Raw genomic sequence first — 23,018 nt, forward strand, 5'->3', positions numbered from 1 at the left:
CGGCGAGGGATGGAAACTCGGTGAATCAAATTGGACATGGTGCCTGAGGATCAATAGTTATCCCCCTTCGTACGGCGCTGACCGAGAAGGCAGCCCCAGCGTGCGGCGAACAAACGTATCGAATCAAAATTCAGTCCGATCTCGGTGGCCATTAACAATTAGCCCGAACCTAACCTGACCACGCCTCCAATTATGGGCAGGCCAGCACTAGCAAGGCAGTGGGATTCCCCTTGTCACACCTTTTGGGGGGCCCGGACTATTCCGGCGCCGCCGTCATCGAAGCCACTTCGCTTTGACCCAGCCCGCGCATGGAGGCTCACCCCGCAGCACGCCCCGCCATCAGCAGGTCGAGATACGCCCCCGACAACAGGTCTTCGCGGCGAATGCCAAGCGCCGCCATGGCCTCGCCAATGAGCGCCTCGCCGCGTGCCGCATCAACGACGGCCCCGTCCAGCACCACCTCCAGCTCGACAAAGCAACCCAGGCCCAGCACCTGGTCGAGATGCGCCCGGACGCCGCGGCCCAGCTCAAAGACGGTTCGGGTTTTTTGCACCCGGCCCAAGACCCCATAGGCCAGAGCCAGGCACTCACGAAGTGCGGCGGGCGCATCCGTCTTGCTCACCACGAAATCGGTCTGCTTGGCCCCGGCGCCATCACCCCGGACGTAGAAGATGAGCCGCCCCCGGTCCGGGGCCAGCTCGCGCAGCTTGAGCCGCCCCTTGGCGCAGACGAAAAAGGTGTCGTCTTGCTGAAGCGTTGTGGGTGGCGATAGGGGTGGTGATGGTGCTGTTGCCGAACTTGCCGCGCAGGCTGCGGCCGCTGCTGCTGCCAGCTCGCCAAGCCGCTGGCGCATGGCCTCCATATCGTGGCAACGCGCTTTTACTTCAATCAGTGTTGTCATAGCCCCTCCCTGGGGCTGCGATGCTAAGGGGCCGGGAGCAAGAAGCACCGAGGGCCAGCCTGCCGTCTTTGGGGGGGAAAGAGCCATCAGTCCGTACGACAAACACAAGACCTGGCCCTACAGTCGAAAAGCCGCTTGAACCGCCCCTCTCATCCATGACCGACGCCGCCCGCTTCCTCGTCTGGACCACGGTTTCCATGGCCTGGACCGAGATTGGGCTGGAAGAGGCCGACTACCCGCCCATCGCCCGCGAGCTGCTGGCACAAGGCGCCGACTGGACTGCTGTGCGCCGCATCGCGCTGCGCGAGGTCTGCGGCGCCTTTGCGCTGGATTCCTTCCTGATCTTCCCCTGCATGCTGTGGATGATCATGCCGGACTGGGGCTACAACGAAGACTATCTGCGCCGCCGCATGCAGCGCTGGCAGCGCCGCCCCTTGTGGCAGCAGCTGCTGCGCAACCCGCTGCGGCTGCTGGGCTATCCGGTGGCCCTCTTGATGTCCCGCGGGATCAGGGCTCGCCTGAAGCAGGCCATGCAGGCGGCTCAGGCGCGGGGTGAGGCGTCTCCGGAGCAAGGCTGAGATCGGCCCCGGCCGCGGCAGGGGCGGGATGGGCCTACAGTACGCCAGCGTCTGAAGCACCCAAGCCACGAACCTTCCACCCACACACCCCGGAGGCAACCCCCATCATGTCTGGCGGCAACTGGAAAGAGCTGTTCATGGCCGGCTGCGAGGGCGATCTGGCCCTGGTGGACTACCACCGCAAATGCGGCGTGGACCTGAACTACGCGCATCCGGAATTCCTGACCACGCCCCTGGTGGGCGCCATCCTGGCCGGGCAGGAGGCGGTGGCCCTGTATCTGCTGGAGCATGGCGCGCTGCCGGATCTGCCCTCGGAGCTGGACGCGATCACGCCCCTGGGCGCCGCCCGGCGCATGGCCCTGCCGGCGGTGGAAGCGCGGCTGCTGGCCCTGGGCGCGCCGCCGGAGGCCACGCCAACGCCAACCCCAACACCCAGCGCAGCCGGCGGGCTGCTCTGGGGCCTTGTCCAGCGCTCATGGCTGGGGCGCCGGCCGGGCCGCCGCTGAGCTGGGGTGAGCCGGCCACACCATGAACCGCTGCTTTCTCGCCGCCGCCGTGCTGCTGCTCATCATCGGCCTGGTGCACTCCCTGCTGGGTGAGCGCCTGATCTTCCGGCGCATGCGCGCGGGCGGCTTCATTCCCACCCAGGGCGGGCCGGTCTTGCGGCAGGCGCATGTGCGCATCCTCTGGGCGAGCTGGCACATCGTGACGGTGCTGGGCTGGGGTCTGGCGGCCATGCTGTTCTGGCTGGCCGATGCCTCGGCCGCGCCGCTGGCCGCCTCGCCGCTCGTGCAGGCCCTGGCCCTGGCCCTGCTGCTCAGCGCGGCCCTGGTGCTGGTGGGCACGTGCGGCCGCCATCCCGGCTGGCTGGGCCTGCTGGCGGCCGCGGGGCTGGTGGCGGCGGGCGCCTGGGCCTGAGCGGCCTGGACGATGCCTTGTGCGGCCAAGTGGGGCTGCATGAGCACAATGCCCGCCCAGGTCACTTGAGCCCGCCGCTCAAGCCAAAGGCAGATGGTGCGGCCGCACCACCATGTGCCAGCCCTGATGCTCTTCCAGAATTCGGGCCAGGGCCTCGTAGGCGGTTTCGTACAGTTCGCGGGCGGGTTCGCCACTCAGCGAGGGCGCCTGCAAGGTGTGCTCGACGCGCGCCTGCAAGGCGGACAGGGCCTGCGCCATCTGCTGCGACGCGTCAGCCAGTCGATGCGCCTCGGCCTGGACCAGGGCCCCATGCAAGGCTGCGCCGAAGGCGGGAAAGCTGGTGGTGGCGATGAGCAGCCAGGGGGCATGCCAGAACAGGTGCAGCAAGGCCGCCAGCGCGGTCAGCACGAACAGCCCGGCACTGAGCCGGTGGCCGCGATGCAGCAGCGCCCGATACCGGGCGGCAGTGCGCCGGTGGTAGTGCACCTGGCCGGATAGCAGGGCACAAGCCCAGTGGCCAAAGCCGCGCAGAAACTCCTCGGACTGCCAGGCGCCGGCCAGGGCCTGGGCCAGCCCCCCGGACTGCGCCAGGCACAGACGCTGCAGGGTGGAGCCCGGCGCGGTGCCCTTGCCTGCCGAGCCAAACAAGCCGGCATACCAGTCATCGCGATGGTCCTGCGCCTCGGCGCCGCGCAGCGCGGCGGCCAGGGGCAGGTACCAGGCCAGCTCGGCCTCGGCGCGCGCGGCCAGCCAACGGCCCTGCCAGTCTTCGCGCATGCCGCGGCGGTAGAGCAGGGCCACGGACGCAATCACCCCGACTTCCAGCAAGCCCCAGACCAGGGCATAGGCATGCAGTGGATGCTCGGCAGCCGCCCAACCCAGGGCCACCGGCAGCACGGCCAGCAGCACGGCCAGCGCACTGAGCAGGTACAGGCCCCAGAAGGCGCTGCGGTAGCGGTGGCCCAGGGCCGTCGCCTCGGCGTTCAGCGCCTGCTGCGCCGGGCGCACGGCCGCCATCAGGCCGGCCAGCCTGGCAGGCGCCTCGGCGCGCAGGGGCAGCGGCGGCTGGGGCAGCGAGTGCCCGATCAGCAGCAGGCGCTGCAGCACATCATGCAAAGCCATCAATTGCGTTCTCCGCCTCGCGATCTCACACCGACTCCTCAAGAATCTCGTAGCTGAGGGCGAAAACGTCCCCGGCCACCACCCCGAGGCTGCCGTCGCCATAGTCCAGCAGCCAGTCGTCCGGCTGCCCCTGCAAGAGCGCCGACTGATGAAGGAACAGCTGCACCTCGAAGGCCTGCGCGGGCTGCAAGGCCTGGGCCTGCAGAGGCCGGCTGCGCCAGCGCTGGCCGCTTGGGTCCAGGCAGTCGTAGCGACGCATCAGCTGGGCACGGCTCATGCCCCAGCGCCGCCCATCGCCATCGTCCAGAATCACATCGCCCGGCAGCAGCTGCAGGGGGCCTTCCGGCGTTTGGAGCTGCAAGGGCCGCAGCACCGGCTCCACCATCACCTCGACCGGACGCTTGCGAACGCGTCGCAGGGCCGGGTACTGGGCCGGGCTCAGCACAAAGCCGGCCTCGGCACGCGCGCGAAATCGCAGCGGCACCGGCGGCCCGCTCATGGCAGCGCCGGACTGCCGCGCTGCGCGGCGGCAAGACGCTTGGCCTGGTCCTGCCCCATCCAGGTCTGGCGCCAGTTCTGCGGCAAGGCCGTGAACGTGGCCTGTGTCTGCGCCAGCAGCGCCTGCCTCTGGCCGGGCACGGTCTGCGTCAGCGCGGAGGTGAGCAGCAGATCCACATGCAGCGCAGCTTGCTCGGGCGCCTCCTGACTGCGGCTCATCAAGGGGCGGAAATAGGCCAGCGAGGGCTCCAGCACCTCTGCCGCCTTTGCCGGCTGACCCTGCATCACCAGGGCCTCGGCCAAGGTCATGCGGACGCGGGCCAGATCGCGCTGCCGGAACACGGTCACTTCGCCCAACAACGCCATGAACTGCAGCGTTTGCGCGGCCCGGCGGCTGGCCGCCTCGGCACGTCCAGCCCGCAACTCGGCCTCAGCGAGCTCGCCGCCGAGATAGGCCAAGACGAGTGCCCAGTCGCCACGCTCGCGCTCGGCCGTCGGTGCCTTGGCAGCGACGCTATCCAGATAGCGGCCGGCCTCCTCGACCAGTGCCTGTGTGCCCCACCCCGCGCGGTACTGCATCAGGCGCAGACCGTGCAAGAGAGCCTCATCCTCTGCGCGCTTCCAGCCGCCTTTGGCGGCGTCCAAACGCTGCCGCTCCGCGACCTTTCGTTCAAGCTCCTTCAGCGACTGCTGCGCTGCCTCGCGCCGTCCGCTCAGGGTCTGAATCTCCACCAGCCTCACGAGCCAGGCCTCGCCATTGCGGCGGCCGAAACTGCTCGTCGGCCCGCGATCCAGGGACTGCAAGGCCTGCTGGAGACGGCGCTCGGCCTCGGCCGGGCGCCATGCCAGCCAGTCCACGAAGGCAGATACGCTCTGTGCTACGGCCAGATTGTTCCAGCTGGCGCCATTGCTGGGATCGCGCTGCAACAGCCTTTGCCAACCCTGCTCGGCCTCGAGTGCGTGGCTGCGGGCCTGGCCCATCTGCAGATGGCGGATTGCCCGCTGCGCCAAGCCCGCATGAAGCAGCGCGCGCGAGGCCGCCGCGCCGCCATGGTCCGGGCGAACAGCCAACAAGGTGTCCAGCCGCGCGAGCCCCAGCTTGGCAACCTGGTCGTGCTCGCCGTCCTTGTCTTCCATCCGTGACAGGGCCACCATCAGCCAATTGGCCTGCCCTGCATTCAGCGCATAGGCTCGCAGCAGCTGGGCATCCTGGGCATCCCGCAGCTCGCGCCCGGCAATCACGCGCTCCGACAAGGCCTGGCTACGCCGCAGCGCCTGGGCGGCCCGCTCCAGCGTTGGCCCGCCCGCCGCCGTCTGCTGCAGAAGATAGCCCTCGTAGCTATGCACCACGGCACCCACCAACAGGGCCTCCGCCGAGGGCTGGGGCTGGGCCAGCACGGGCTCCAGCAGCTGCACCGCCGGTGCGATGGTCTGCAGAGCCTGCTCGCGTTGACCCAGCTGCATCTGCTGCCGCGCCAGATGCCGGCTGGCCAGCCCCAGGCCCAGCAGGGTGGCCTCGGTGGCGTCGCCCTGCTGGCGCAAGGCCTGCAAGCGCTTGACCGAATCCTCCAACCGGGGACCCGCCTCGGCCTGACGGTTCTGATTGCTCAAGGCCGCGCCCAGGCGCATCAGCGCCTGGGCGTGCTTGCGTTCGGTGTCCTGCCCGCGCAGGGAGGGCGGCAGCTGCTCGTAATAGGCCACGGCCCGCTCGCCCAGCTTCACGACCAGATCGAGGCGGCCCAGGGGCTCCAGCTCATCGAAGAAATCGTCCAGCAGAAAGGCCAGCAGGCCCTCGGCCTTGTCGCGCGCCTGGTCGGTCAGCAGGCGTGCCGCCTCGGCCTGGCGCTCGGCATCCAGCGCCCGTTGGGAACTCCAGTAGGCATAGCCGGACGCACCCAGCGCACCGAGGGCCAGCACCGCACAGACCGCCGCGATCTGGCGCGCCCGCAAGAGGGCACGTCGGGCTTCGCGGGCGCGTTGCTTCTGCTCGGCCAGCAAGGCCTCGGTGGCTTCGCGCGATTCACGTTCGCGCCGGGCATCGCGGCTGGCCTTGACCACGCTGCACAGCACATCGTGGGTCAGCTCGACACGGCGCAGGTCCAGCCGCTCCTCGATGCGCAGCAGCCGGCGATTCACCAGCTGGGACAGTGCGTCTGGGGCGGCGCCCGCTGCGGCGAACTCGCTGCGCACGCGCTCCTCGGCCACGTTCTCGCGGTAGCCCGAGTCGGTCAGCAGCACGTCTTCGATGAAGCGCCGCAGCGCGGCGGGCTGGTCGCTCAGGCTGCGTTCATAGAAGTCGCTCAGGATGGCCGCGTGCGAACCCGCCAGCAGGTCCTGGCTGATCTCGCGCCGGCCCTGGGCAATGCGCTTGTCATTCAGTTCGCGCAGGATCAGGCTCAGCAGCGAGGGCTCGACCACCGCATGCTCCAGCTCGGCGCCACCGGCCACAAAACGCACCACGGCCTCGGCCACCTCCTGGCTGATCAGCTGCGCGCCCGGGCCACGCACGGCGGCCAGCGCCTGCGGGCCCGTCATGGGCGCCAGCCGCATGCGGTTCTGGGTGATGCTGGGCATCTGGGCCTTCAGGCTTTCCAGATGGGCCAGATAGTCCTCTCGCAGCGCCAGCAGCACCCGGTAGTCGCAGCGTGCGAAATCGAAGCGCTCGTAGGCGCTGTCGTCTTCCTCCAGGCGGGCCTCCAACGCAGCCGGCACACGGTTCTCCACCAGCTCAGCCAGCTCGGTGATGAACTGGGCCGCCTTGGCGCGCCCGGCCTCGTCGCCCTGGGCCAGGGTGAACAGCTCCTCGAACTGGTCGAAGATCAGCAGCGGCAGCACCGGCCGGCCTTCGGCATCGACCAGCTGGTCGTCGCGGTGATGCAGGAACTCCCAGAGGCTTTCACCCTCCAGGGCCACGCCCACCTGGGTCCACTGCCCACGCGACTGGGTCTCGCGCCGTATCGCCTGCTTGATCTGCTCGGCAGCCGGTGGGGCATCCGTCGCATAGTCGATGCGCACATAGACCGGGCAATAGCCCTGCTCGCGCAGGCGCGGCACGACGCCGGCTTTCAGGATGGAGGTCTTGCCCAGACCGCTTTGCCCGAACAGCACCGTCAGCAGCTTGCGCTGCACGCGTCGCACCAGCTCGCCGACCTCCTCCTCGCGACCGTAGAAGAACTGCCGACTGGCTTCGCTGAAGGACGCCAGGCCCAGCCAGGGCTGCTCGCGGGTGACGGCGGGCTCCTCGCCCATCTCGGCGGCGCCCGTGATGTGCTCGCTCATGGCTGGGCCCTCCCACGCTGCAACATCTCGGCCATACGCGCCGCAAACTCGGGCGAGACCTGCCCGCCTTCGAGCCGGCTGCAGTGCAGGCTGCGAAAGGCTTCGGGCACCAAGGCCCGGCTCGGGTCGGTGCCATCGACCAGCACCGGCAGGATGAACAGGGCCCCGTCCGCCATATTGCGCGTGCGGTCGAGGGCATAGTTCCACTCGCGCCGGAAGTAGGCCTCGTGGCGACGTTCGGTCGTCGCCGACACGACGGGCAGGAAGAAGCTGCAGCGCTGGATGTTGCGGCGTATCTTCAGGTCGAAGTCGTCGCCCGCCTCCAGGCGGTCCTGATCGAACCAGGTCGTGATGCCGGCCGCTTCCAGCCCATCGCGCAAGCGCTGGACGGCGGCCAGGTCTTCGCGGGCGTAGCTGATGAAGACGGCCTGGTCGGGCATCTCCCGCGCCAGCGGCGGTACGCGTCGGGTCTCGCCGAGCGGCTGGGTCTCGGGATGGCGGGCACGCCAGCGCCGATGCAGCTCGTCCACAAAGCGGCTCGCCCCTGAGAACACGCGGGTGCGCACGCTCACCTGCTGCAGAAAGGACATCAGCCGCTCATCTTCGGTGGAGTGATCGTCGGCCAGCACCTCGCCCACGTCACGCGGATCTGAAAGACGTCGGCGCTTGGCCATGCGCAGAAAGAGCCGCGCCAGCCAGTTGCTGAAATTGCTGCCGATGAAGAGCAGGTGGTGCGTCTCCAGCGCGTGGAAGAGGCGCTCCGGCGTCAGATGCTCGCTTTGCAAGGCGCACATGTACTCCAGCACATCCTCATCCGAGATCACGTAGCTGGGCGAAGCGGCCACCTTTCCGAACAGGTGGTAGAGCAGGGCGCCACCCGGCGGCAGCTGCGCAAGGGGGAGATCCACCACCTTGTTGGGTGAATAGCTGAGCACTTCCGGCGCCGCGCCGCGCACCTCGGCCAGGGCCTGCTCAAGCAGGGGATCGCAGGTGGTGCTGACGAAGACCGAGAAGTCGCGGATGTCGGCCAGCTGGCGAAGCGCCGCGGGGGCGGCCAGCGGCGTGTCTCGAAGAATGCCGCGCAGACGCACATAAGCCTCCTCGCGCCTGCCGCGTGCCGCCATGTACCAGCTGACGACATCGTTGAGCGTGTAAGGCTGAGGCAGCTGCTGGACGTCGACGTTCAGCTTGGTCGCCAGCTTGTCCGCCAGCCAGTCGTACAGCAGCCGGGGGCCCTGCTCGGTCTGAACCTCCAGGAGCTCCGGGCCGACGATGGGGATGACCCGCTGCTCCTCGATGAAGCTGAGCAGATCGTCCCAGGCATCTTCGTCCAGCGTCGCTTGCGCAGCGTACATACCAAGCACCTCGTGTGGGCTCATGTCCATGGCGAAACACGCGCGCGCTCCGGGGCAGAGAACGCCCGCAAGAGTTTCGCAGTGGCCAGCCGTCCACGCCCCGGGGTTTGCCTGTAGGCGCTTCGAGGTACACGCTAGCGCTCGACAGCCCCCCAAAAGCGGGGTCGAGGCTCAGTCTTGACTGCCGCTGCTGCGACGCTGGCCACGCAGCAGCCCGCCCAGCAGGGCCAGGCCCGCAGCCATCAGCGCCCAGCTGCCGGGCTCGGGTACGGCCGTGACGCTCACGGTGATGGAGTCGATGGCGATATCGGCCCGGTTGTACGTCGACTGGAGCGTGAAGGTATTGCTGCGCTCGGCGCCCCCGGCGGCGGCGGCGAAGGTGGTGGCCGTCGACAGGTCGCCGGTCCAGCCAAGCACACCGTTGGCTCGGAAGGGTTGGCTCGCCTGAACGCCGCCCTGGCGCGGGGCCAGGGTGAACTCCTCGACGCGAACCCGATAGCCCGGCGCCGCTTGAAACGCCACCCAGAGGTCGGCCTTGGGAACAAAGGTCGTCAAGACATTCGTGGCGCCGCTGTATCCGGTGCCCCAGAAGCGTCCGGCCAGGCTGACGAACTGCAGCCCCGTCGGCAGCTCTGCGCTGACGCCCTGCACCGTGTTGCCATTGCTGCAGGGTATGGGCACCGCGAAGCAGCTCACATTGCCGGGTGAATCGAAATCCACCGTGAATGTGGAACCGCCAAGGCGGGCCCAGCGCAGAACACGCCCGCTGCGGCCATGACAGCGGTCCATACGCAATGTCGCTCGCGAGCCTCCTGGTGTCGGCGCCGGAAGAATGGTCCGGCGGTGTCGGGCTGTCAAGAGCCGGTCCTGGCCGGATACAGTGTGCAGACGCCGCCCACCCGCCGCCAAGCCAAGCCGCCCCTGAGGCCCATTGCAAAGACCTTTAGCCATGAAGAAGCCGCTTGCACTGCTCTTGTCTCACACCCTGGTGCTGTGCATCGGCTTCGCCCTGGGCATCTACGCCCTGCCCTTGCTGATCGCGCCGGCGCCGCCCAGCGCGGCAGCGCTGCAGGCGCAGGCGGCGCAGGCCCGCTACCAGGGCCAGTTCCGCCGCGAGCTGCAGGACAGCGACGCGCTGCACTGGGGCGAGGGCCGGGTCTCGGTCGGCACCCGCAGCATTGCCCTGGAGGGCGAGATCGCGCCGGGCCCGGACTACAAGCTCTATCTGTCACCGGAGTTTCTGGAAACCGAGGCAGATTTCAAGCGGCTCAAGCCGCGCATGCTGCGGGTGGGCGATGTCAAGACCTTCAAGAACTTCCTGGTCGAGGTGCCCGAGGGCGTGGATGTGGCGCGCTACAACACGGTGGTGATCTGGTGCGAGACCTTCAGCGAGTTCATCACGGCAGCCCGCTACCAGCCCTAGGGCCGGCTCAGGCCTGACTGCCGCTGCTGCGACGCCGGCCACGCAGCAGCCCACCCAGCGCGGCCAGGCCCGCAGCCATCAGCGCCCAGCTGCCGGGCTCGGGCACGGCGCTCACTTCCAGGGCGATGATCTGGGTGAACTGGGTGGGAGAGAAGTTGTTGTCCGAGACCAGGATCAGGCTGCGCTTGCCATTGATCTCGGGGCCCAGGGTCAGGCCTTCGATATTGTCGGTGGCGAGAAAACTGCCGTCCTCGTTCTTCAGCGTCGAGAGGTCCAGCAGCAGGGTCTTTTGGGCCGGGGTGAAGCTGGCGCCGTCCAGGCTGGACAGGCCCGAGATGTCGGTGGCCTGGCGCGCGTCCACGTGGTACAGGCGGATGGTGTTGCCGGTGACGGGCGTGCCGGGCGTGACCGCGCCGGCCGAGAAGGAGCGCTCGATGGCGATGAACTGGCGGTCACCCACGGCCAGCAGATCGGTCAGGCCGTTGGTGGCAAAGCCGCCGGCCACGGGCGGCAGCACCACGGGCGAGACGGCGTAGGCGTACTGGGCGCTGGCGGCGCCGCTGGCCAGATCAAAGCCCACGATGCGCGCCACGGAGCCCTTGCTGAGCGAGGCCTGCGGGCCGTCCTGGGCCAGGGCGTTTTCGGTGGCGGTGTAGAGCGTCTTGCCGTCGGTGGAGAGGGTCAGGCTTTCGAAGGCCAGGTTGTTGTAGATGCCGCGGTCGCCCGGGGCCGTGCCGGCCGCGCTGCCGCTGGGCTTGAAGGCCTCGGGCACCTGCAGATCGCGCACATGGCTGCCGTCCAGGCGCATCTCGCGCACGGTGGGGTTCTGGAAGCCGGCGCCGCTGCGCTGGCCCTCATTGCTCCAGAACAGGCTGCCCGTGGCGGCGTGGTAGCGCAGGCCTTCGGGGTCCACGGTGTTGAGGGCAAAGGCGCCGCCCTCGGGGCGCTGCAGCGTGACCACGCTCTGCAGCTGCACGCCGGCCATGCCGGGCGTGGCCGAGCGGCGGAACTGGCTCAGGTCCAGGCCCAGGGTGTAGAAGCGGGCCGGGTTGAGGCCCGAGCGGTCGTCGCTGATGGCGAAGTAGCGGCCGCTGGCGGCGTCGTAATCGATGCCCGAGAGCCCGCCCACGGTGGTGCCGGCGTACTGGGTGCTGGTGGGCAGGATCTGCTGACCCAGATAGCTCAGGCTGATGGGGGCCTGGGCCTGGGCGGACAGGGTGGCGAGGCCCAGAGACAGGGCCAGCATCAAGGGTTTGGTGGGGAACATGTGAGGAGGTCCTTTCTGAGTGATCGCTCGCCCGCGCTAGCGCGCGGCGCCGGCTGCATGCCCACGGATGCTCCAAGCTGGGCATGACAGGCTGATGGGCGCTCGCGCCCGGGCCTGATCCATAGGAACCACGGCGGCACCAGCCGCTAACATCGCAGCGCATCGCGCGCCAGCTCCCCGCCCCACCATGCCCTCCCCCATCCTCATCAGCGCCTGCCTGCTGGGCCAGCCGGTGCGCTATGACGGCGGCGCCAACGGCGTTTCCCAGCATCCGGTGCTGGCCGCCTGGCTGGCGGCGGGGCGGGTGCTGGCGCTGTGCCCGGAGCTGGCGGGCGGCCTGCCGGTGCCGCGGCCGCCGGCCGAGCGGCTGCGGGACGCCCAGGGCCGCGAGCGGGTGCTGGATGTCCACGGGCGGGATGTGACAGCCGCCTTTGAGGCCGGGGCCGAGCAGGCCCTGAGCCTGGCCCGCGAGCACGGCGTGCGCCTGGCCGTGCTCAAGGAGGGCAGCCCCTCCTGCGGCTCGGGCTATGTGTATGACGGCAGCTTCAGCCGCCGCCGCGTGCCGGGCCGCGGGCTCACGGCCGAGCGGCTGATGCAGGCCGGCATCCAGGTCTTCAGCGAACATGAGCTGGAGGCCGCCCAGCGCTGGCTGCAGGCCCTGGAAGCGGGCGACGATCTGGCGGCGGCGGCAGCAGCAGCAGCGCCGACACCACGTCGCAAGGAGCTGGACGAGTCATGAACGAGGACACCCTGATACGCGCCCTGGCCCTGTGCGTGGTGCTGGCCGGCGTGGAAACCCTGCACGGCATTGCGCGCACCGTCTGGCTGGTGCCGCGCGTGGGCAAGGAGCGGGCACTCAAGCTCAGCATCGTCTCGGGTTCCCTGCTGGCCCTGGGGGTGTGCTGGCTGCTGGTGCCGGCCATGGGCCTGCACAGCCTGGGGCAGCAGCTGGCGCTGGGCCTGGGCCTGGCCCTGTTCATGGCCGGCTTTGACCTGAGCCTGGGCGTGCTGCTGCTGCGCCGCCCCTGGCGCCGGGTGCTGCAGCAGGACTTCAACCCCGCCACGGGCAACTACCTGCTGCTGGGCCTGATCCTGATGGTCTTCTTTCCGGCCCTGGTGATGGGGCTGCGCGCCAGCCCCTGAGCCGGGGCCGGGGCGGCCGCCCGACTGGCCCCACAATAGCGCCCGCCATGAAACCCGAACCTTCCTCCCCCGCCCGCGGCTCGCTAGACGCCGTCACCCAGGCCCGCCAGGCCGCGCAATGGGAACGCAACAAGCCCAGCATCTATGTGGATCTGGGCCTGGGCCTGTTCTTCTTTGTCTGCGCCAAGTTCACCGACCTGACCACGGCCGCCCTGCTGGGCGCGGCGGCAGGGCTGAGCGTCTATCTGGTGCAGCGCTATGTGAAGGTGGACCTGCTGGGCGGCCTGGCCATGTTCGGCGTGGCGATGCTGCTGGTGTCGGCGGGCTTTTCCTGGCTCTTCCAGGATGACTGGGCCGTCAAGATGAAGGGCACCATCCTGGGCCTGCTCACGGCCACGCTCTTCCTGGGCGACGGTCTCTTCAACCGCGGCCGCTACTTTGGCCGCCGCCTGGCCCGCTATGTGATGGAGCCGGTGGTGGAACAGCGCCTGGCCATAGGCCTGGGCCTGCTGGGCGCCCTGATGGCCTCGCTGAACTGGGGCGTGGCGGAATTCTTCAGCACCGATGTCTGGCTGGCCTACACCACCTTTGGCGATATCGCGCTGAGCATGCTGCTCTTCTTTGCGGTGCTGCGCTTCGCGCGGGCCTGATCCCCACTGGATTCCCACAGAGCTCGAAGCTAGGGGGTGAGCAGCGGGGCGCATTGCCCCTACCCTCGGGGCATTTTCAATGCCTTCAGGGGATGAGCGATGGGACTTCTTGACGCGATTGCGGGCCAGGTGCTGGGCGGCGGCAACGGTGGCGCACCGGGTGGAGGCGCGCTGTTTGATGCGATTGGCAGCCTCTTGAACAGCCAGCCCGGCGGGCTGGCGGGCCTGGTGAAGGCTTTTGAGCAGCAGGGGCTGGGCGAGGTGATCGCCTCCTGGATAGGCACCGGGCAGAACCAGGCCATCTCGGGCGAGCAGCTGCAGGCGGTGCTGGGCAGCGAGCAGGTGCAGGCCCTGGCCCAGAGTCTGGGCTTCTCGCCCCTGCAGCTCTCCGGCCAGCTGGCCCAGATGCTGCCCCAGGTGATCGATGGCATGACGCCGAACGGCCAGCTGCCGCCACAGGACGCACTGGGCGGCCTGCTGGGCATGCTCAAGACCGCCATGGGCTGAGCGCGGCGCGCCGTGGGCCGGCGCGGCCTGATCCATCCGTGCCACACTGGCCCATGAACAAGCCCGCCATGCCCCCAGCCACTGCCAGCGCCGCCACCGCCCTGCGGGCCGAGGATGTGCGCGGCGCGCTGCGCCTGAGCCACGAGGCGCTGGGCGGCCTCATCGATCTGGTGGAGGCCATGCACGCCGGCATTGCCGACCGGGTGCTGGGGCGCGCCTCGGCAGCGGACCCTGAGGCCGGGCCGCGGCGCACCCGGGGCCTGACCGGCCTGGTCTACCGCGGCGTGCGCGGCATCAGCGGCGGCGTGGGCAGCGCGACGGAGCTGGTGCTGGGCAGCCTGGCCCGGCAGCTGCTGCCCGCGAGCAGCGCGGCCGCACCAAATGCCCGGCGCGAGGCCCTGCTCGCCGCGCTCAACGGCGTGCTGGGCGACCATCTGGCCGACAGCGGCAACCCCCTGGCCATCCCCATGCGCTTTCGCCGGCAGGGTCAGGTCTTGCCCCTGCAGGCCGAGGCCCTGCGCGAGCGCCTGGCGGCCCAGGCCAGCACACCGCGCCTGCTGGTCCTGCTGCACGGCCTGTGCATGAACGATCTGCAGTGGCAGGCAGCCGGCCATGAAGATCACGGCCAGGTGCTGGCCCGCGAGCTGGGCTACACGCCCGTCCATCTGCACTACAACAGCGGCCTGGGCATAGCGCGCAACGGCCGGCTGCTGGCCGAGCGGCTGCAAACCCTGTGCGAGGCCTGGCCCCAGCCCCTGGAGCGCCTGGTGCTGCTGGGCCACAGCATGGGCGGCCTGGTGGCGCGCAGCGCCATCCACCACGCGGCGCAGCGGCGCGGCGAGGGTGACGCCAGCCTGAGCTGGCCGCAGCGCCTGGACGATCTGGTCTGCCTGGGCTCACCCCATCTGGGCGCGCCGCTGGAGCGTGCCGGCCACGGCCTTGAGCGCCTGCTGGCGGCCCTGCCCTATGCGGCGCCGCTGGCCCGCCTGGGCCAGATCCGCAGCGCGGGCATCACGGACCTGCGCCTGGGCCATATCACCGAGGCGGCGTCGGACGCGCAGGGGCGGCGCCACTGGGACCGGGTGCCCCTGCCCGGCAACACCCGCTGCTACGCCGTGGCCGCCAGCCTGGGGCCGGCGCCGAGCAGTCTCAAATCGCGCCTGCTGGGCGACGGCCTGGTGCCGGTGGCCAGCGCCCTGGGCCGGCACCGCGATCCGGCGCGCAGCCTGGACTTTGCGCCCGAGCGCCAGGCCGTGGTCTACCGCACGGGGCATCTGGAGCTGCTGTCCAGCCCCGAGGTGCTGGACCTGCTGCGCGGCTGGCTGCGCTAGGGCCGGTTCGCGCTAGGGCAGCTGGGCGCGCACAAAGGCGGTGGCGCGCCGCAGCGCATCCTCGCGCGCGGCGGCGTTGTCGGGCTCGCGCTGCAGGCTGGCCACCGGGCTGTCAAAGCCATGGGCCGCGCCCGCATACGTCCTGAGCTGGGGCGGCACCCGGGCCTGGGCGCGGGCCACCAGGGCCTCGCACTGCCGGGGCGAGACCTCCTCGTCGGCCCCGGCCAGCAGCATCAGCACCGGCACATCCCATTGCGGCCAGAGGTTGAGCAGGGCGCGTTCGCCGCAGCCGGGGTAGAAGGCCAGCGCCGCCGCAAAGCGCGGAGCGCCGGCCTCGGCGCTGGCGGCACGCTCGCTCTGGCGCTGCAGGACATTGAGCACGGTGCTGCCGCCATTGCTCCAGCCCTGGACCAGGATGCGCCCGGCCTGCACCTCGGGCTGGGCCGCCAGCCAGCGCAGCGCGCCCTCGGCGTCCAGGGGGCGCACGGTGCGCTCGTTGACGGCCTCGCGCTCGGGAATGCCATGGGTGTTGCGCCCATAGCCATGGGCCCGGCCGCGCGGGCCGAAGCTGTCCACCAGCAGAGCCGTGTAGCCCTGGGCCGCCCAATGCGCCAGCCACTGGCGGTGCCGGGCCGAGAGGCTGCCGGCCCCGCAGGGCGAGTCCTGCCCGCGCGCCACGGTCTTGCACTGCGCGGCCACCGGCCCGGTGTAGGGGCCGGCCCGCCCATGCAGCAGCACGATGGCCGGCGCCGGCAGGCGGGCCGGGCTGGCGCGGTAGGCCACCAGCTCGGTGTGGCCGTCGGCACTGGGGAAGTAGACGGTGTCCGGGGTCTGGGCGCGGGCCGACTCACCGTACATGAGCAGCGCCAGACACAGCGACAGGCTGGGCAACAGGGAGGGGACAAGACGCATGGGGGCTTGGGGCAGGTGGGGGGCAGGCTTGGGGCTGCGGGGCTGATGCCGCATCTTCGCGCAGCTTGCGGGTCAGACGGCTGGCGCAGGCTCAGGACAGGGGCTTGTGCGCCGCCGCCACGGCCGCCTCCGCCTTCAGCGCCGTGATGAGGGCCTGCAGGGCCGGTGGTATCTGGCGCCGGCTGGGGTGGTAGAGCGTCAGGCGCGGCAGGGGGCTGACCCATTGCGGCAGCACCTGGACCAGGCGGCCGCTTTGCAGATGCTCGGCCACCAGACCGTCCAGCACGCGCACCACCCCCAGGCCGGCCAGGGCGGCCTGCACCAGGGTGTCGTTGTCGTTGGAGGTGAGCGGCCCCTCCACGCCCAGCTGGGCCGAGCGGCGGCCGCGGCTGAGCTTCCAGCCCGAGAGCCGGCCCGAGCTGCTGAGCCGGTAGCGCAGGCAGCGCTGGCTCAGGAGGTCTTCGGGCTCACGCGGACTGCCATGCTTTTGCAGATAGGCCGGGGCGGCCACGGTGATGATGCGAAAGGCCGGCCCCACGGGCACGGCAATCATGTCCTTTTCCACCGTGTCGGCCAGGCGTATGCCGGCGTCGAAGCCCTCGGCGACGATGTCCACCAGCGCATCGCTCACATGCAGCTCGAGCTCGATGCCCGGGTGCTGCTCCAGAAAGCGCGGCAGCATGGGCCAGAGCACCGTCATCGCGGCCAGCTTGAAGGTGGTCAGCCGGATCTTGCCCACCGGAGACTCGCGCTGCTGCAGGGCCGAGGCCACGGCCTCGTCAATGCTCTGCAGGGCCGGACGCAGCTGGGCCAGCAGGCGCTCGCCGGCCTCGGTGGTCGAGACACTGCGCGTGGAGCGGCTGAGCAGACGCAGGCCCAGCCGCTCCTCCAGCGCCTTGAGCGCATGGCTGAGCGCGGACTGCGATACCCCCAGGCGCGCCGCCGCACGGGTGAAGCTGCGCTCCTCGGCCACCACGGCGAAGGCCGCCAGATCGGCCATCTGCCGGCGCGAATCCACGGCCAGTCTATTCATGAATTTCCTTCATAAGCTCAATGCGACTCATGGGCATTGAACTGTAATCGCCGGGCTTCTACAGTGCCGCGAGCCACGGCGAACCGGCCGGCCCGTCCGAGCGCCGCCACTTCCAGGAACGCATTCATGACAAGCCCCATCCCCTACCGCGCCCGCAGCCTCCTGCTCGGGGGCCTGCTGGCCCTGAGCCTGGTTCTGATCGGCTGCGCCCATGCGCCCAGTGCCCCGCCGCAGCCGGCGGCGCCCGAAGCGGTCACCCTAAGCCACACCTTTGTGCACCAGCTGCCGGCCAGCGACAGCGGCCGCAAGTACTGGCTCTGGGTCTCGGTGCCCCGCGACTATGAGCAGCTCAAGGGCAAGCTGCCGGTGGTCTTCGTCACGGACGCGCCCTACACGCTGCCCCTGATGCGCGGCATCCATGCCATGGTCGGCAATCAGGGACGCAATATCGAGCCCTTCATCCTGGTGGGCCTGGGCTACGAGCCGGGCCTGCCCCAGAGCGGCAGCCGCAGCCGCGACTACACGCCCAGCAACCCGCTGCGCAAACCGGACTACCGACGCGATGTCTACAGGGCCGCGGCCTATGGCGAGGCGGCCCGCTACCGCGACTATCTGGAGCGCCAGGTCTTGCCCTTTGTGCGCGAGCACTACCGCGCGGACCTGAGCCGCAGCAGCTTTGTCGGCCAGTCCTATGGCGGGCTCTTCGGGGCCTATGTGCTGCTGACCCGGCCCGAGCTTTTCCAGACCTATCTGCTGGGCAGTCCCTCGCTGTGGTTCGATGAGCGCGCCATCTGGGAGATCGAGTCGCGCTACGCGGCCCGGCACCGCGATCTGAAGGCCCGGGTGCGCTTGTACGCCGGCTCCTTCGAGACCGACCGGCCCGAGCCGCGCTACACCCCCGGCTGGAACCTGCTCGGAGACATGAAGGACTTCGAGGCCCTGCTGCGCTCCCGCGGCTATCCGGGTCTGGAGATCAGCAGCGAGACCCTGGAGGGCGAAGACCACAGAACCATGGGCCCCGGCTTCTTCACCCGGGGGCTGCTCTGGGCCCTGCCGGGCTACGGGCCCTACGACCCGAGCTAGGCGCGGCATCTGGGATGATGCCAACCATGATCCATCTGCACTACCACCCCAGCAACGCCAGCATGGCGCCCCATATCCTGCTGCGCGAGCTGGGCGCGGCCTTCGAGCTGCTGCTGGTGGACCGGCAGCGCCATGCGCAGAAGTCGCCGGACTATCTGAAGCTCAATCCCAATGGCCTGATCCCGGTGCTGCAGGACGGCGATCTGGTGCTCTACGAGACGGCCGCCATCCTGCTGCATCTGGCCGACACCCACCCGCAGGCCGGGTTGGCCCCGGCCCTGGGCACGCCGGAGCGGGCGCAGTTCTACAAATGGCTGATCTGGCTCACCAACACGGTGCAGCCCGCGCTGATGGCCTATTTCTACCCCGAGCGCTGGGTGGCGGCGGGCAATGAGGCCGGCGCGGCCGAGGTGAAGGCCTGTGCCGAGGCGCGGGTGGTGGAGCTGCTGGAACAGCTGGAGCAGCAGCTGCAAAACACGAGCGGCCCCTGGCTGCTGGGCCAGCGCTACAGCGCGGTAGATGCTATGGCCTTCATGCTCTGCCGCTGGACGCGCGGCTTTGCACGGCCGGCGCGCAGCCGGGCGGCCCTCGGCGCCTATCTGCAGCGCATGCTGGAGCGCCCGGCCGTGCAGCAGACCCTGGCGGCCGAGGGGCTGGCGCCGCCCTGGGTCTGAGCAGGGTGTCTCGCGGGCCCCATGGCCTGCGGGCGTGCGTAGCGCTATGCTGGGCACAGCCACGCACGCCATACCCATGGACGAACTTCTGCAGGCCTCGCTGAAAACAGAGCAGCGCTTCTCGCTGAACTGGACCTATCTGAACGCGATCACGCGCGGCGTGTCGGTGATCGATCTGGGCGCCCTGGCCCTGCGCAATCTGCGCGATGCGCGCCAGTTCGCGCGCGAGTACGGCTACGACGTGGAGCAGCCCGGGGTGCTGGACTATCTGCGCCGCATCCAGCGCGAGGCCCTGGGCTTTGTGCGGGAGCAGTTCCTGGAGCCCGGGCAGCAGTCCCTGCTGCCGGCCGAGGTCTGCGATGACAGCGATCCCCTGCAGCTGCTGGTGCTGGCCTCGCAGCGCGCGCACCGCTTCGAACCCCTGCGCCTGTGGGCCTGCGTCCTGCTCAAGGTCATGCACGGCCTGTTCTACATCGACAACAACCTCAAGCTGCGCCACTTTGCCGCCATCCGGCAGCAGGTCTTTGCCGGCCTGGACGAGGTCATACAGATCGAGGGCGATCGCCCGTACCTGAGCGACGGCCGCATCTGCCTGCCCCTGGTCCATGTGGACCGCAAGCGCAACAAGGGCCGGCACAGCATCCTGCTCAAGCTGCTGCAAAAGCCCGAGTATGTGGCGGCCGACATCCACGACCATCTGGGCGTGCGCCTCACGCTCAACACCCGCATCGAGTGCCTGCTGGCCCTGGACCTGCTGCGCCGGGCCCATCTGATCACCCTCACCAATCTGGAGGTCAGCCGCACGCGCAACACCCTGGTGGACCTGCTGGCGGCCAAGGAGATCTTCACCCGCCACCGTGCCGAGATCGACCGCAGCCCCGGCTACCCCAGCGCCCTGCTGCAGCAGATGGACCAGGAGCTGGCCGCCATCTCCCAGCGCCAGACCCAGCGCGACAACCCGCACAGCGCGGCCGACTTCCAGAGCCTGCAGTTCACGGTCCGCAAGATGATCCACCTGCCCGCCGCGGCCCTGGGCCGGCCGGAGCAGGCCCCGCGCGCCGAGGACGGCGGCGAGGCCCTGGTCACCGAGAACGGCGATGTGAGCTTCTTCTTTGCCTACGAGATCCAGTTGCTGGATGCCGCCAGCCTGGCCAAGAGCCAGCAGGGCGCGGCCAGTCACGAGGCCTACAAGCGACGCCAGGTGGAGACCGCCCGCCGGCGTGTGCTGGGGCTGGAGCTGCTGGCCTGGCTGCAGAGTCAGTCCGGCGGAGCCGGCACAATCGGCCCATGACCGAACTGCTGCTGATACGCCACGGCGAGACCGACTGGAACCGCCGCCAGACCTTCCAGGGCCAGATCGATGTGCCGCTCAATGCCCGCGGGCTGGCGCAGGCGCGCCGCCTGGGCGAGCGCCTGGCCGGCGAGGCCCTGGACCTGCTCGTCAGCAGCGATCTGATACGGGCCCGCCAGACGGCCGAGCCGCTGGCCAGCACGCAAGGCCTGGCCCCGCAGCTGGCGCCGGCCCTGCGCGAACAGGCCTTCGGCATCCTGGAGGGCCTGAGCTTCGATGACATACGGCAGCGCCACCCCGAGGAGTTCTCGCTCTGGGCCCGGCATGAGCCGGACTACGCCCTGCCCGGCGGCGCCGAGAGCCGGCGCGACTTCCATGCCCGGGTGCTGGCGGCCCTGCGCGAGCTGGCGGCGGCGCATCGCGGGCGCAGGCTGGCCGTGGTCACGCATGGCGGGGTGCTGGACATGGTCTGGCGCGAGGCGCTGAACAAGCCCCTGCACGGCGCCCGCGAGTGCGCCATTCCCAATGCCGGGCTAAATCGCCTGCGCATGGATGCCCAGGGCGGGCTGCAGATCCTGAGCTGGGGCGACGACGCTCATCTGCAAGGCCTGGAGGACTGAAGCACCATGGCCATCAGCTGGATCAGCGCCCTCAAGGCCGTGCCCTGGGCCGATGTGATCGAGGCCACGCCCGTGCTGGTCAAGGGCGCGCGCAAGCTCTTCAAGCGCAGCCAGGAGGCCGAGGCGGCCGCCGAAGCACCGCAGGCGGCACCGCAGACCCTGGCCGAGGCGCTCGCCCGGCTGCAGCGCCTGGAACAGGAGCTGGCCGGGCTCAGCGAACAGCAGGCCGAGAGCGCGGCCCTGCTGCAGAGTCTGGCGGAGCAGAACGCGCAGCTGGTGGCGGCCATGGAGCAGCTGCGCCAGCGCAACCAGCGTCAAGCGCTGCTGCTGTTCATGCTGCTGGGGCTGGCCCTGATTCCAGCGGGGCTCATGGCCTGGATGCTGATGCGCTAGCTCACCACGACGAAAAAAAGCCCCGCACAAGGCAGGGCTGTCAAACGGGGAGTCCCCTAGCAATCAGAAGGCGTAGTTCACACCCAAGTTGAACTGCTGCATCTTGATCTCGACGCTGTCCTGGCCGTCCTGGAACTTGTTCTTGCCCAGGTTGACATATTCGGCACGCACGGACCAGTTCTTGTCGATGGCGTAGCTGGCACCCAGACCAAAGAGAGCCTTGCTCTTGCGGACCGTGTAGTCCGCACTACCCGAATCCAGCTCCAGCGAGTTGCGTCCATAACCCAGACGCGCATACAGCGAGAAATTGTTCTCCAGGGGGAGAATGCCCAGCACCGAGGCGCTCACGGCGTTGGCACTCAGGTCTCCGCTGCGGCCCAGGCGGCGGGCCTGCAGCTCAAGGGCCACGTTCTCGTTGATGCGGTAGCCCACGGTGGCACCGAAGCCAACGCGGTTGGTCTTGTCGTCCTCTTGCTTGAAGTTGGTGTTGCCCAGATCTGCGCCCACATACCAAGCCGTATCCGCCGCCACGGCCTGCACCGCCGCCACGGCGACTGCTGCCGCCACAAAGTACTTCTTCATCACGATTCCTGCTATTGAAAAGCCTGAGGTACCCGAACACCGGGTACTTCACCAGCATCGTCACAGGAATGGCTGGGCAACAGTCTTAAGAATCGTTAAATACCCGAGCGCCGCATGGCGGCCAGGGTCTCCACGCGCTTGAGCAGCTCGCGGTCGTTCCAGGGCTTCTTGAACAGGCCGAACAGGCCCTGGATCTCATGCACCCGGGTGTGCAGCTCCTCATGGCCGGTGATGGCGATGATGGGCAGATCCTCGGTGTTCATATCGCCCTGCACCGCGGCGATCAGGCCGAAGCCGTCCAGATTGGGCATTTCCAGATCGGTGATCAGCACGGCAAAGCGCTCGCGCTGCAAAACGTCCAGGGCCTCGACCCCATCCTTGGCCAGGCTGATGCGGTAGCCGGCGCCCTCGAAGAGCTTGGCCAGCTTGGCCCGCACCACGGCGGAGTCATCGACAAGCAGCAGATGGGCCGGAGCGGCCGGGGCGGCGGGAACAGCCGGGGCGGCGGGCGGCGGCACCGGCTCGCGCGCCGCCGGTGCCGGCGCAAGCGGTGGCAGGGGGGCGGGCTGGGGCGGACGAGGCCGTGGGGGCGGCGGCGGCAGCTCATCGTCGCCGCGGCGCCGGCTGATCACGATGACCAGCAGGGCCAGGGGCACCGCGATGAGCAGGGGCAGCAGATAGGGACCGAGCAGTTCCGGCAGGTTGAAAGGCATCAGGGATTCTCCAGGCCGGGCCGGTCGCTCCACGCGCACCCGGCCGGGCGCCCCAATCTACCACCGGGGCGTGACATTGCGTCCCCGGAAAAGCGCGGGCCGGGCCGCAGCCCGCTCAGCCCAGGTCCTGCTGGCGCTCGATCACGCGCGTGGCGATGCCGTACTCGATGGCCTCCTCGGCGCTCATCCAGTGGTCGCGTTCCATATCGGCCTGCACGCGCTCGATCTTCTGGCCGGTCTGGGTGGCGATGACGCGGGCGATGCGCTCGCGGGTGCGCAGGATCTCGCGCGCCTGGATGGCGATATCGCTGGCCTGGCCGCCGGCACCACCGGCGGGCTGGTGGATCATGAAGCGGGTGTTGGGCAGGCAGACGCGGCGCTCCTTGGGCGGCGCCAGGAAGATATGGGCGCCGGCGCTGGCCACCCAGCCCGTGCCCACGGTGGTGACCGGGGCGCGCACGAAGCGGATCATGTCGTGGATGGCGTCACCCGACTCCACATGGCCGCCCGGCGAGGAGATCAGCATAGTGATGGGCGCATCCGACTGCTCCGACAGGGCCAGCAGGCGGCGGCAGGTGGCATGGGCCACCGTGTCATTGATCTCGCCGAACAGCAGCACGAAGCGCGACTTGAAGGCCAGCTGGGCTTCCAGCTGGTCGGGGCGCTCGACGGTCGAGGTGTCGGGGGTCTGGCTCATGGTGTGGGCTCCTGCAATATCGGGTTTGCGCCGGATTGTGAACCATGG

26 protein-coding genes are annotated in these 23,018 nt (G+C 69.6%); 14 read left to right on the forward strand and 12 right to left on the reverse strand.

Annotated features, from left to right (window positions below; all coding sequences use genetic code 11):
- Positions 1 to 316 precede the first annotated feature (316 nt).
- Positions 317 to 901 carry a class IV adenylate cyclase gene (locus DFR39_RS00960; RefSeq protein ID WP_133601662.1) on the reverse strand — a complete coding sequence of 195 codons (585 nt, stop codon included), beginning with the start codon at positions 899 to 901 and terminating at the stop codon, positions 317 to 319.
- 155 nt (positions 902 to 1,056) lie between these two features.
- Between DFR39_RS00960 and DFR39_RS00965 the strand changes: the two genes are divergently transcribed.
- From DFR39_RS00965 to DFR39_RS00975, 3 genes are all read left to right on the forward strand, one after another.
- Complete coding sequence (locus DFR39_RS00965) at positions 1,057 to 1,479, forward strand: hypothetical protein (RefSeq protein WP_133601663.1); 423 nt, start codon at positions 1,057 to 1,059, stop codon at positions 1,477 to 1,479.
- 107 nt (positions 1,480 to 1,586) lie between these two features.
- Positions 1,587 to 1,985 (forward strand): ankyrin repeat domain-containing protein, encoded by a 399-nt coding sequence (locus tag DFR39_RS00970; protein ID WP_133601664.1) that lies wholly within the window; start codon positions 1,587 to 1,589, stop codon positions 1,983 to 1,985.
- 22 nt (positions 1,986 to 2,007) lie between these two features.
- Positions 2,008 to 2,397, forward strand: a complete 390-nt coding sequence (locus DFR39_RS00975) for a hypothetical protein (protein ID WP_133601665.1) — start codon at positions 2,008 to 2,010, stop codon at positions 2,395 to 2,397.
- A gap of 78 nt (positions 2,398 to 2,475) precedes the next feature.
- Here the strand turns inward: DFR39_RS00975 and DFR39_RS00980 are convergent, their stop codons facing one another.
- The 5 genes from DFR39_RS00980 to DFR39_RS01000 all read right to left on the reverse strand — a co-directional run bounded on the left by DFR39_RS00980 (position 2,476) and on the right by DFR39_RS01000 (position 9,371).
- Positions 2,476 to 3,519 (reverse strand): hypothetical protein, encoded by a 1,044-nt coding sequence (locus DFR39_RS00980; RefSeq protein WP_133601666.1) that lies wholly within the window; start codon positions 3,517 to 3,519, stop codon positions 2,476 to 2,478.
- Positions 3,520 to 3,544: 25 nt separating this feature from the next.
- Positions 3,545 to 4,018: a PGDYG domain-containing protein gene (locus DFR39_RS00985; RefSeq protein ID WP_133601667.1), complete on the reverse strand. Its 474-nt coding sequence runs from the start codon at positions 4,016 to 4,018 to the stop codon at positions 3,545 to 3,547.
- Positions 4,015 to 7,296 (reverse strand): nSTAND1 domain-containing NTPase, encoded by a 3,282-nt coding sequence (locus tag DFR39_RS00990; RefSeq protein WP_133601668.1) that lies wholly within the window; start codon positions 7,294 to 7,296, stop codon positions 4,015 to 4,017. Before DFR39_RS00990 ends, DFR39_RS00985 begins: the two co-directional genes overlap by 4 nt.
- Positions 7,293 to 8,651, reverse strand: coding sequence for a toll/interleukin-1 receptor domain-containing protein (locus DFR39_RS00995; protein WP_162849362.1), 1,359 nt, complete (start codon positions 8,649 to 8,651; stop codon positions 7,293 to 7,295). Before DFR39_RS00995 ends, DFR39_RS00990 begins: the two co-directional genes overlap by 4 nt.
- Before the next feature lie 171 nt (positions 8,652 to 8,822).
- On the reverse strand, positions 8,823 to 9,371 hold the full coding sequence (locus DFR39_RS01000; protein ID WP_246030634.1) for a PEP-CTERM sorting domain-containing protein: 549 nt from the start codon (positions 9,369 to 9,371) through the stop codon (positions 8,823 to 8,825).
- Positions 9,372 to 9,600: 229 nt separating this feature from the next.
- Between DFR39_RS01000 and DFR39_RS01005 the strand changes: the two genes are divergently transcribed.
- Positions 9,601 to 10,074, forward strand: a complete 474-nt coding sequence (locus tag DFR39_RS01005) for a DM13 domain-containing protein (RefSeq protein ID WP_133601671.1) — start codon at positions 9,601 to 9,603, stop codon at positions 10,072 to 10,074.
- Between the two features lie 7 nt (positions 10,075 to 10,081).
- Here the strand turns inward: DFR39_RS01005 and DFR39_RS20040 are convergent, their stop codons facing one another.
- Positions 10,082 to 11,341: an esterase-like activity of phytase family protein gene (locus tag DFR39_RS20040; RefSeq protein ID WP_133602375.1), complete on the reverse strand. Its 1,260-nt coding sequence runs from the start codon at positions 11,339 to 11,341 to the stop codon at positions 10,082 to 10,084.
- 187 nt (positions 11,342 to 11,528) lie between these two features.
- Between DFR39_RS20040 and DFR39_RS01015 the strand changes: the two genes are divergently transcribed.
- The 5 genes from DFR39_RS01015 to DFR39_RS01035 all read left to right on the forward strand — a co-directional run bounded on the left by DFR39_RS01015 (position 11,529) and on the right by DFR39_RS01035 (position 14,972).
- The gene (locus DFR39_RS01015) at positions 11,529 to 12,080 is read left to right on the forward strand and encodes a 2-thiouracil desulfurase family protein (RefSeq protein WP_133601672.1); all 552 of its coding nucleotides are present in this window, start codon (positions 11,529 to 11,531) and stop codon (positions 12,078 to 12,080) included.
- Complete coding sequence (locus DFR39_RS01020; protein ID WP_133601673.1) at positions 12,077 to 12,484, forward strand: hypothetical protein; 408 nt, start codon at positions 12,077 to 12,079, stop codon at positions 12,482 to 12,484. Before DFR39_RS01015 ends, DFR39_RS01020 begins: the two co-directional genes overlap by 4 nt.
- A 47-nt stretch (positions 12,485 to 12,531) precedes the next feature.
- Entirely contained in the window at positions 12,532 to 13,134 is a 603-nt protein-coding gene (locus DFR39_RS01025; protein ID WP_133601674.1) for a septation protein IspZ, read from the forward strand.
- Between the two features lie 99 nt (positions 13,135 to 13,233).
- A complete protein-coding gene (locus DFR39_RS01030; RefSeq protein WP_133601675.1) occupies positions 13,234 to 13,641 on the forward strand; it encodes a YidB family protein in 408 nt (135 codons plus the stop codon).
- 68 nt (positions 13,642 to 13,709) lie between these two features.
- The gene (locus DFR39_RS01035) at positions 13,710 to 14,972 is read left to right on the forward strand and encodes an esterase/lipase family protein (RefSeq protein ID WP_133601676.1); all 1,263 of its coding nucleotides are present in this window, start codon (positions 13,710 to 13,712) and stop codon (positions 14,970 to 14,972) included.
- Between the two features lie 12 nt (positions 14,973 to 14,984).
- Here the strand turns inward: DFR39_RS01035 and DFR39_RS01040 are convergent, their stop codons facing one another.
- Both DFR39_RS01040 and DFR39_RS01045 read right to left on the reverse strand, forming a co-directional pair.
- The gene (locus DFR39_RS01040) at positions 14,985 to 15,884 is read right to left on the reverse strand and encodes a dienelactone hydrolase family protein (RefSeq protein WP_133601677.1); all 900 of its coding nucleotides are present in this window, start codon (positions 15,882 to 15,884) and stop codon (positions 14,985 to 14,987) included.
- A 91-nt stretch (positions 15,885 to 15,975) separates the two neighbouring features.
- The gene (locus DFR39_RS01045) at positions 15,976 to 16,917 is read right to left on the reverse strand and encodes a LysR substrate-binding domain-containing protein (RefSeq protein WP_246030635.1); all 942 of its coding nucleotides are present in this window, start codon (positions 16,915 to 16,917) and stop codon (positions 15,976 to 15,978) included.
- 126 nt (positions 16,918 to 17,043) lie between these two features.
- Here DFR39_RS01045 and DFR39_RS01050 point away from each other — a divergent pair, with 126 nt between their 5' ends.
- From DFR39_RS01050 to DFR39_RS01070, 5 genes are all read left to right on the forward strand, one after another.
- A complete protein-coding gene (locus tag DFR39_RS01050; RefSeq protein WP_133601678.1) occupies positions 17,044 to 18,000 on the forward strand; it encodes an alpha/beta hydrolase in 957 nt (318 codons plus the stop codon).
- Positions 18,001 to 18,026: 26 nt separating this feature from the next.
- The gene (locus DFR39_RS01055) at positions 18,027 to 18,674 is read left to right on the forward strand and encodes a glutathione S-transferase family protein (protein WP_133601679.1); all 648 of its coding nucleotides are present in this window, start codon (positions 18,027 to 18,029) and stop codon (positions 18,672 to 18,674) included.
- A gap of 76 nt (positions 18,675 to 18,750) precedes the next feature.
- On the forward strand, positions 18,751 to 19,965 hold the full coding sequence (locus DFR39_RS01060) for a TIGR04552 family protein (RefSeq protein ID WP_133601680.1): 1,215 nt from the start codon (positions 18,751 to 18,753) through the stop codon (positions 19,963 to 19,965).
- Positions 19,962 to 20,585: a histidine phosphatase family protein gene (locus DFR39_RS01065; protein ID WP_133601681.1), complete on the forward strand. Its 624-nt coding sequence runs from the start codon at positions 19,962 to 19,964 to the stop codon at positions 20,583 to 20,585. The genes DFR39_RS01060 and DFR39_RS01065 overlap by 4 nt, the downstream gene beginning before the upstream one ends.
- A gap of 6 nt (positions 20,586 to 20,591) precedes the next feature.
- Positions 20,592 to 20,978 carry a hypothetical protein gene (locus tag DFR39_RS01070; protein ID WP_133601682.1) on the forward strand — a complete coding sequence of 129 codons (387 nt, stop codon included), beginning with the start codon at positions 20,592 to 20,594 and terminating at the stop codon, positions 20,976 to 20,978.
- Positions 20,979 to 21,041: 63 nt separating this feature from the next.
- Here DFR39_RS01070 and DFR39_RS01075 read toward each other — a convergent pair whose 3' ends face one another.
- The 3 genes from DFR39_RS01075 to DFR39_RS01085 all read right to left on the reverse strand — a co-directional run bounded on the left by DFR39_RS01075 (position 21,042) and on the right by DFR39_RS01085 (position 22,970).
- Positions 21,042 to 21,560 (reverse strand): porin family protein, encoded by a 519-nt coding sequence (locus tag DFR39_RS01075; RefSeq protein WP_133601683.1) that lies wholly within the window; start codon positions 21,558 to 21,560, stop codon positions 21,042 to 21,044.
- A gap of 95 nt (positions 21,561 to 21,655) precedes the next feature.
- Entirely contained in the window at positions 21,656 to 22,273 is a 618-nt protein-coding gene (locus DFR39_RS01080) for a response regulator (RefSeq protein ID WP_133601684.1), read from the reverse strand.
- 115 nt (positions 22,274 to 22,388) lie between these two features.
- The gene (locus DFR39_RS01085) at positions 22,389 to 22,970 is read right to left on the reverse strand and encodes an ATP-dependent Clp protease proteolytic subunit (protein ID WP_133601685.1); all 582 of its coding nucleotides are present in this window, start codon (positions 22,968 to 22,970) and stop codon (positions 22,389 to 22,391) included.
- Positions 22,971 to 23,018 lie beyond the last annotated feature (48 nt).

The organism is Roseateles asaccharophilus, from assembly GCF_004362405.1.
In the GTDB taxonomy this organism is placed as follows: domain Bacteria; phylum Pseudomonadota; class Gammaproteobacteria; order Burkholderiales; family Burkholderiaceae_C; genus Kinneretia; species Kinneretia asaccharophila.

Coding starts and splice junctions, on each gene's coding strand:
- DFR39_RS00960 (WP_133601662.1), bottom strand. CDS start 901: ATGACAACACTGATTGAAGTAAAAGCGCGTTGCCACGATATGGAGGCC.
- DFR39_RS00965 (WP_133601663.1), top strand. CDS start 1,057: ATGACCGACGCCGCCCGCTTCCTCGTCTGGACCACGGTTTCCATGGCC.
- DFR39_RS00970 (WP_133601664.1), top strand. CDS start 1,587: ATGTCTGGCGGCAACTGGAAAGAGCTGTTCATGGCCGGCTGCGAGGGC.
- DFR39_RS00975 (WP_133601665.1), top strand. CDS start 2,008: ATGAACCGCTGCTTTCTCGCCGCCGCCGTGCTGCTGCTCATCATCGGC.
- DFR39_RS00980 (WP_133601666.1), bottom strand. CDS start 3,519: ATGGCTTTGCATGATGTGCTGCAGCGCCTGCTGCTGATCGGGCACTCG.
- DFR39_RS00985 (WP_133601667.1), bottom strand. CDS start 4,018: ATGAGCGGGCCGCCGGTGCCGCTGCGATTTCGCGCGCGTGCCGAGGCC.
- DFR39_RS00990 (WP_133601668.1), bottom strand. CDS start 7,296: ATGAGCGAGCACATCACGGGCGCCGCCGAGATGGGCGAGGAGCCCGCC.
- DFR39_RS00995 (WP_162849362.1), bottom strand. CDS start 8,651: ATGTACGCTGCGCAAGCGACGCTGGACGAAGATGCCTGGGACGATCTG.
- DFR39_RS01005 (WP_133601671.1), top strand. CDS start 9,601: ATGAAGAAGCCGCTTGCACTGCTCTTGTCTCACACCCTGGTGCTGTGC.
- DFR39_RS20040 (WP_133602375.1), bottom strand. CDS start 11,341: ATGTTCCCCACCAAACCCTTGATGCTGGCCCTGTCTCTGGGCCTCGCC.
- DFR39_RS01015 (WP_133601672.1), top strand. CDS start 11,529: ATGCCCTCCCCCATCCTCATCAGCGCCTGCCTGCTGGGCCAGCCGGTG.
- DFR39_RS01020 (WP_133601673.1), top strand. CDS start 12,077: ATGAACGAGGACACCCTGATACGCGCCCTGGCCCTGTGCGTGGTGCTG.
- DFR39_RS01025 (WP_133601674.1), top strand. CDS start 12,532: ATGAAACCCGAACCTTCCTCCCCCGCCCGCGGCTCGCTAGACGCCGTC.
- DFR39_RS01030 (WP_133601675.1), top strand. CDS start 13,234: ATGGGACTTCTTGACGCGATTGCGGGCCAGGTGCTGGGCGGCGGCAAC.
- DFR39_RS01035 (WP_133601676.1), top strand. CDS start 13,710: ATGCCCCCAGCCACTGCCAGCGCCGCCACCGCCCTGCGGGCCGAGGAT.
- DFR39_RS01040 (WP_133601677.1), bottom strand. CDS start 15,884: ATGCGTCTTGTCCCCTCCCTGTTGCCCAGCCTGTCGCTGTGTCTGGCG.
- DFR39_RS01045 (WP_246030635.1), bottom strand. CDS start 16,917: ATGAATAGACTGGCCGTGGATTCGCGCCGGCAGATGGCCGATCTGGCG.
- DFR39_RS01050 (WP_133601678.1), top strand. CDS start 17,044: ATGACAAGCCCCATCCCCTACCGCGCCCGCAGCCTCCTGCTCGGGGGC.
- DFR39_RS01055 (WP_133601679.1), top strand. CDS start 18,027: ATGATCCATCTGCACTACCACCCCAGCAACGCCAGCATGGCGCCCCAT.
- DFR39_RS01060 (WP_133601680.1), top strand. CDS start 18,751: ATGGACGAACTTCTGCAGGCCTCGCTGAAAACAGAGCAGCGCTTCTCG.
- DFR39_RS01065 (WP_133601681.1), top strand. CDS start 19,962: ATGACCGAACTGCTGCTGATACGCCACGGCGAGACCGACTGGAACCGC.
- DFR39_RS01070 (WP_133601682.1), top strand. CDS start 20,592: ATGGCCATCAGCTGGATCAGCGCCCTCAAGGCCGTGCCCTGGGCCGAT.
- DFR39_RS01075 (WP_133601683.1), bottom strand. CDS start 21,560: ATGAAGAAGTACTTTGTGGCGGCAGCAGTCGCCGTGGCGGCGGTGCAG.
- DFR39_RS01080 (WP_133601684.1), bottom strand. CDS start 22,273: ATGCCTTTCAACCTGCCGGAACTGCTCGGTCCCTATCTGCTGCCCCTG.
- DFR39_RS01085 (WP_133601685.1), bottom strand. CDS start 22,970: ATGAGCCAGACCCCCGACACCTCGACCGTCGAGCGCCCCGACCAGCTG.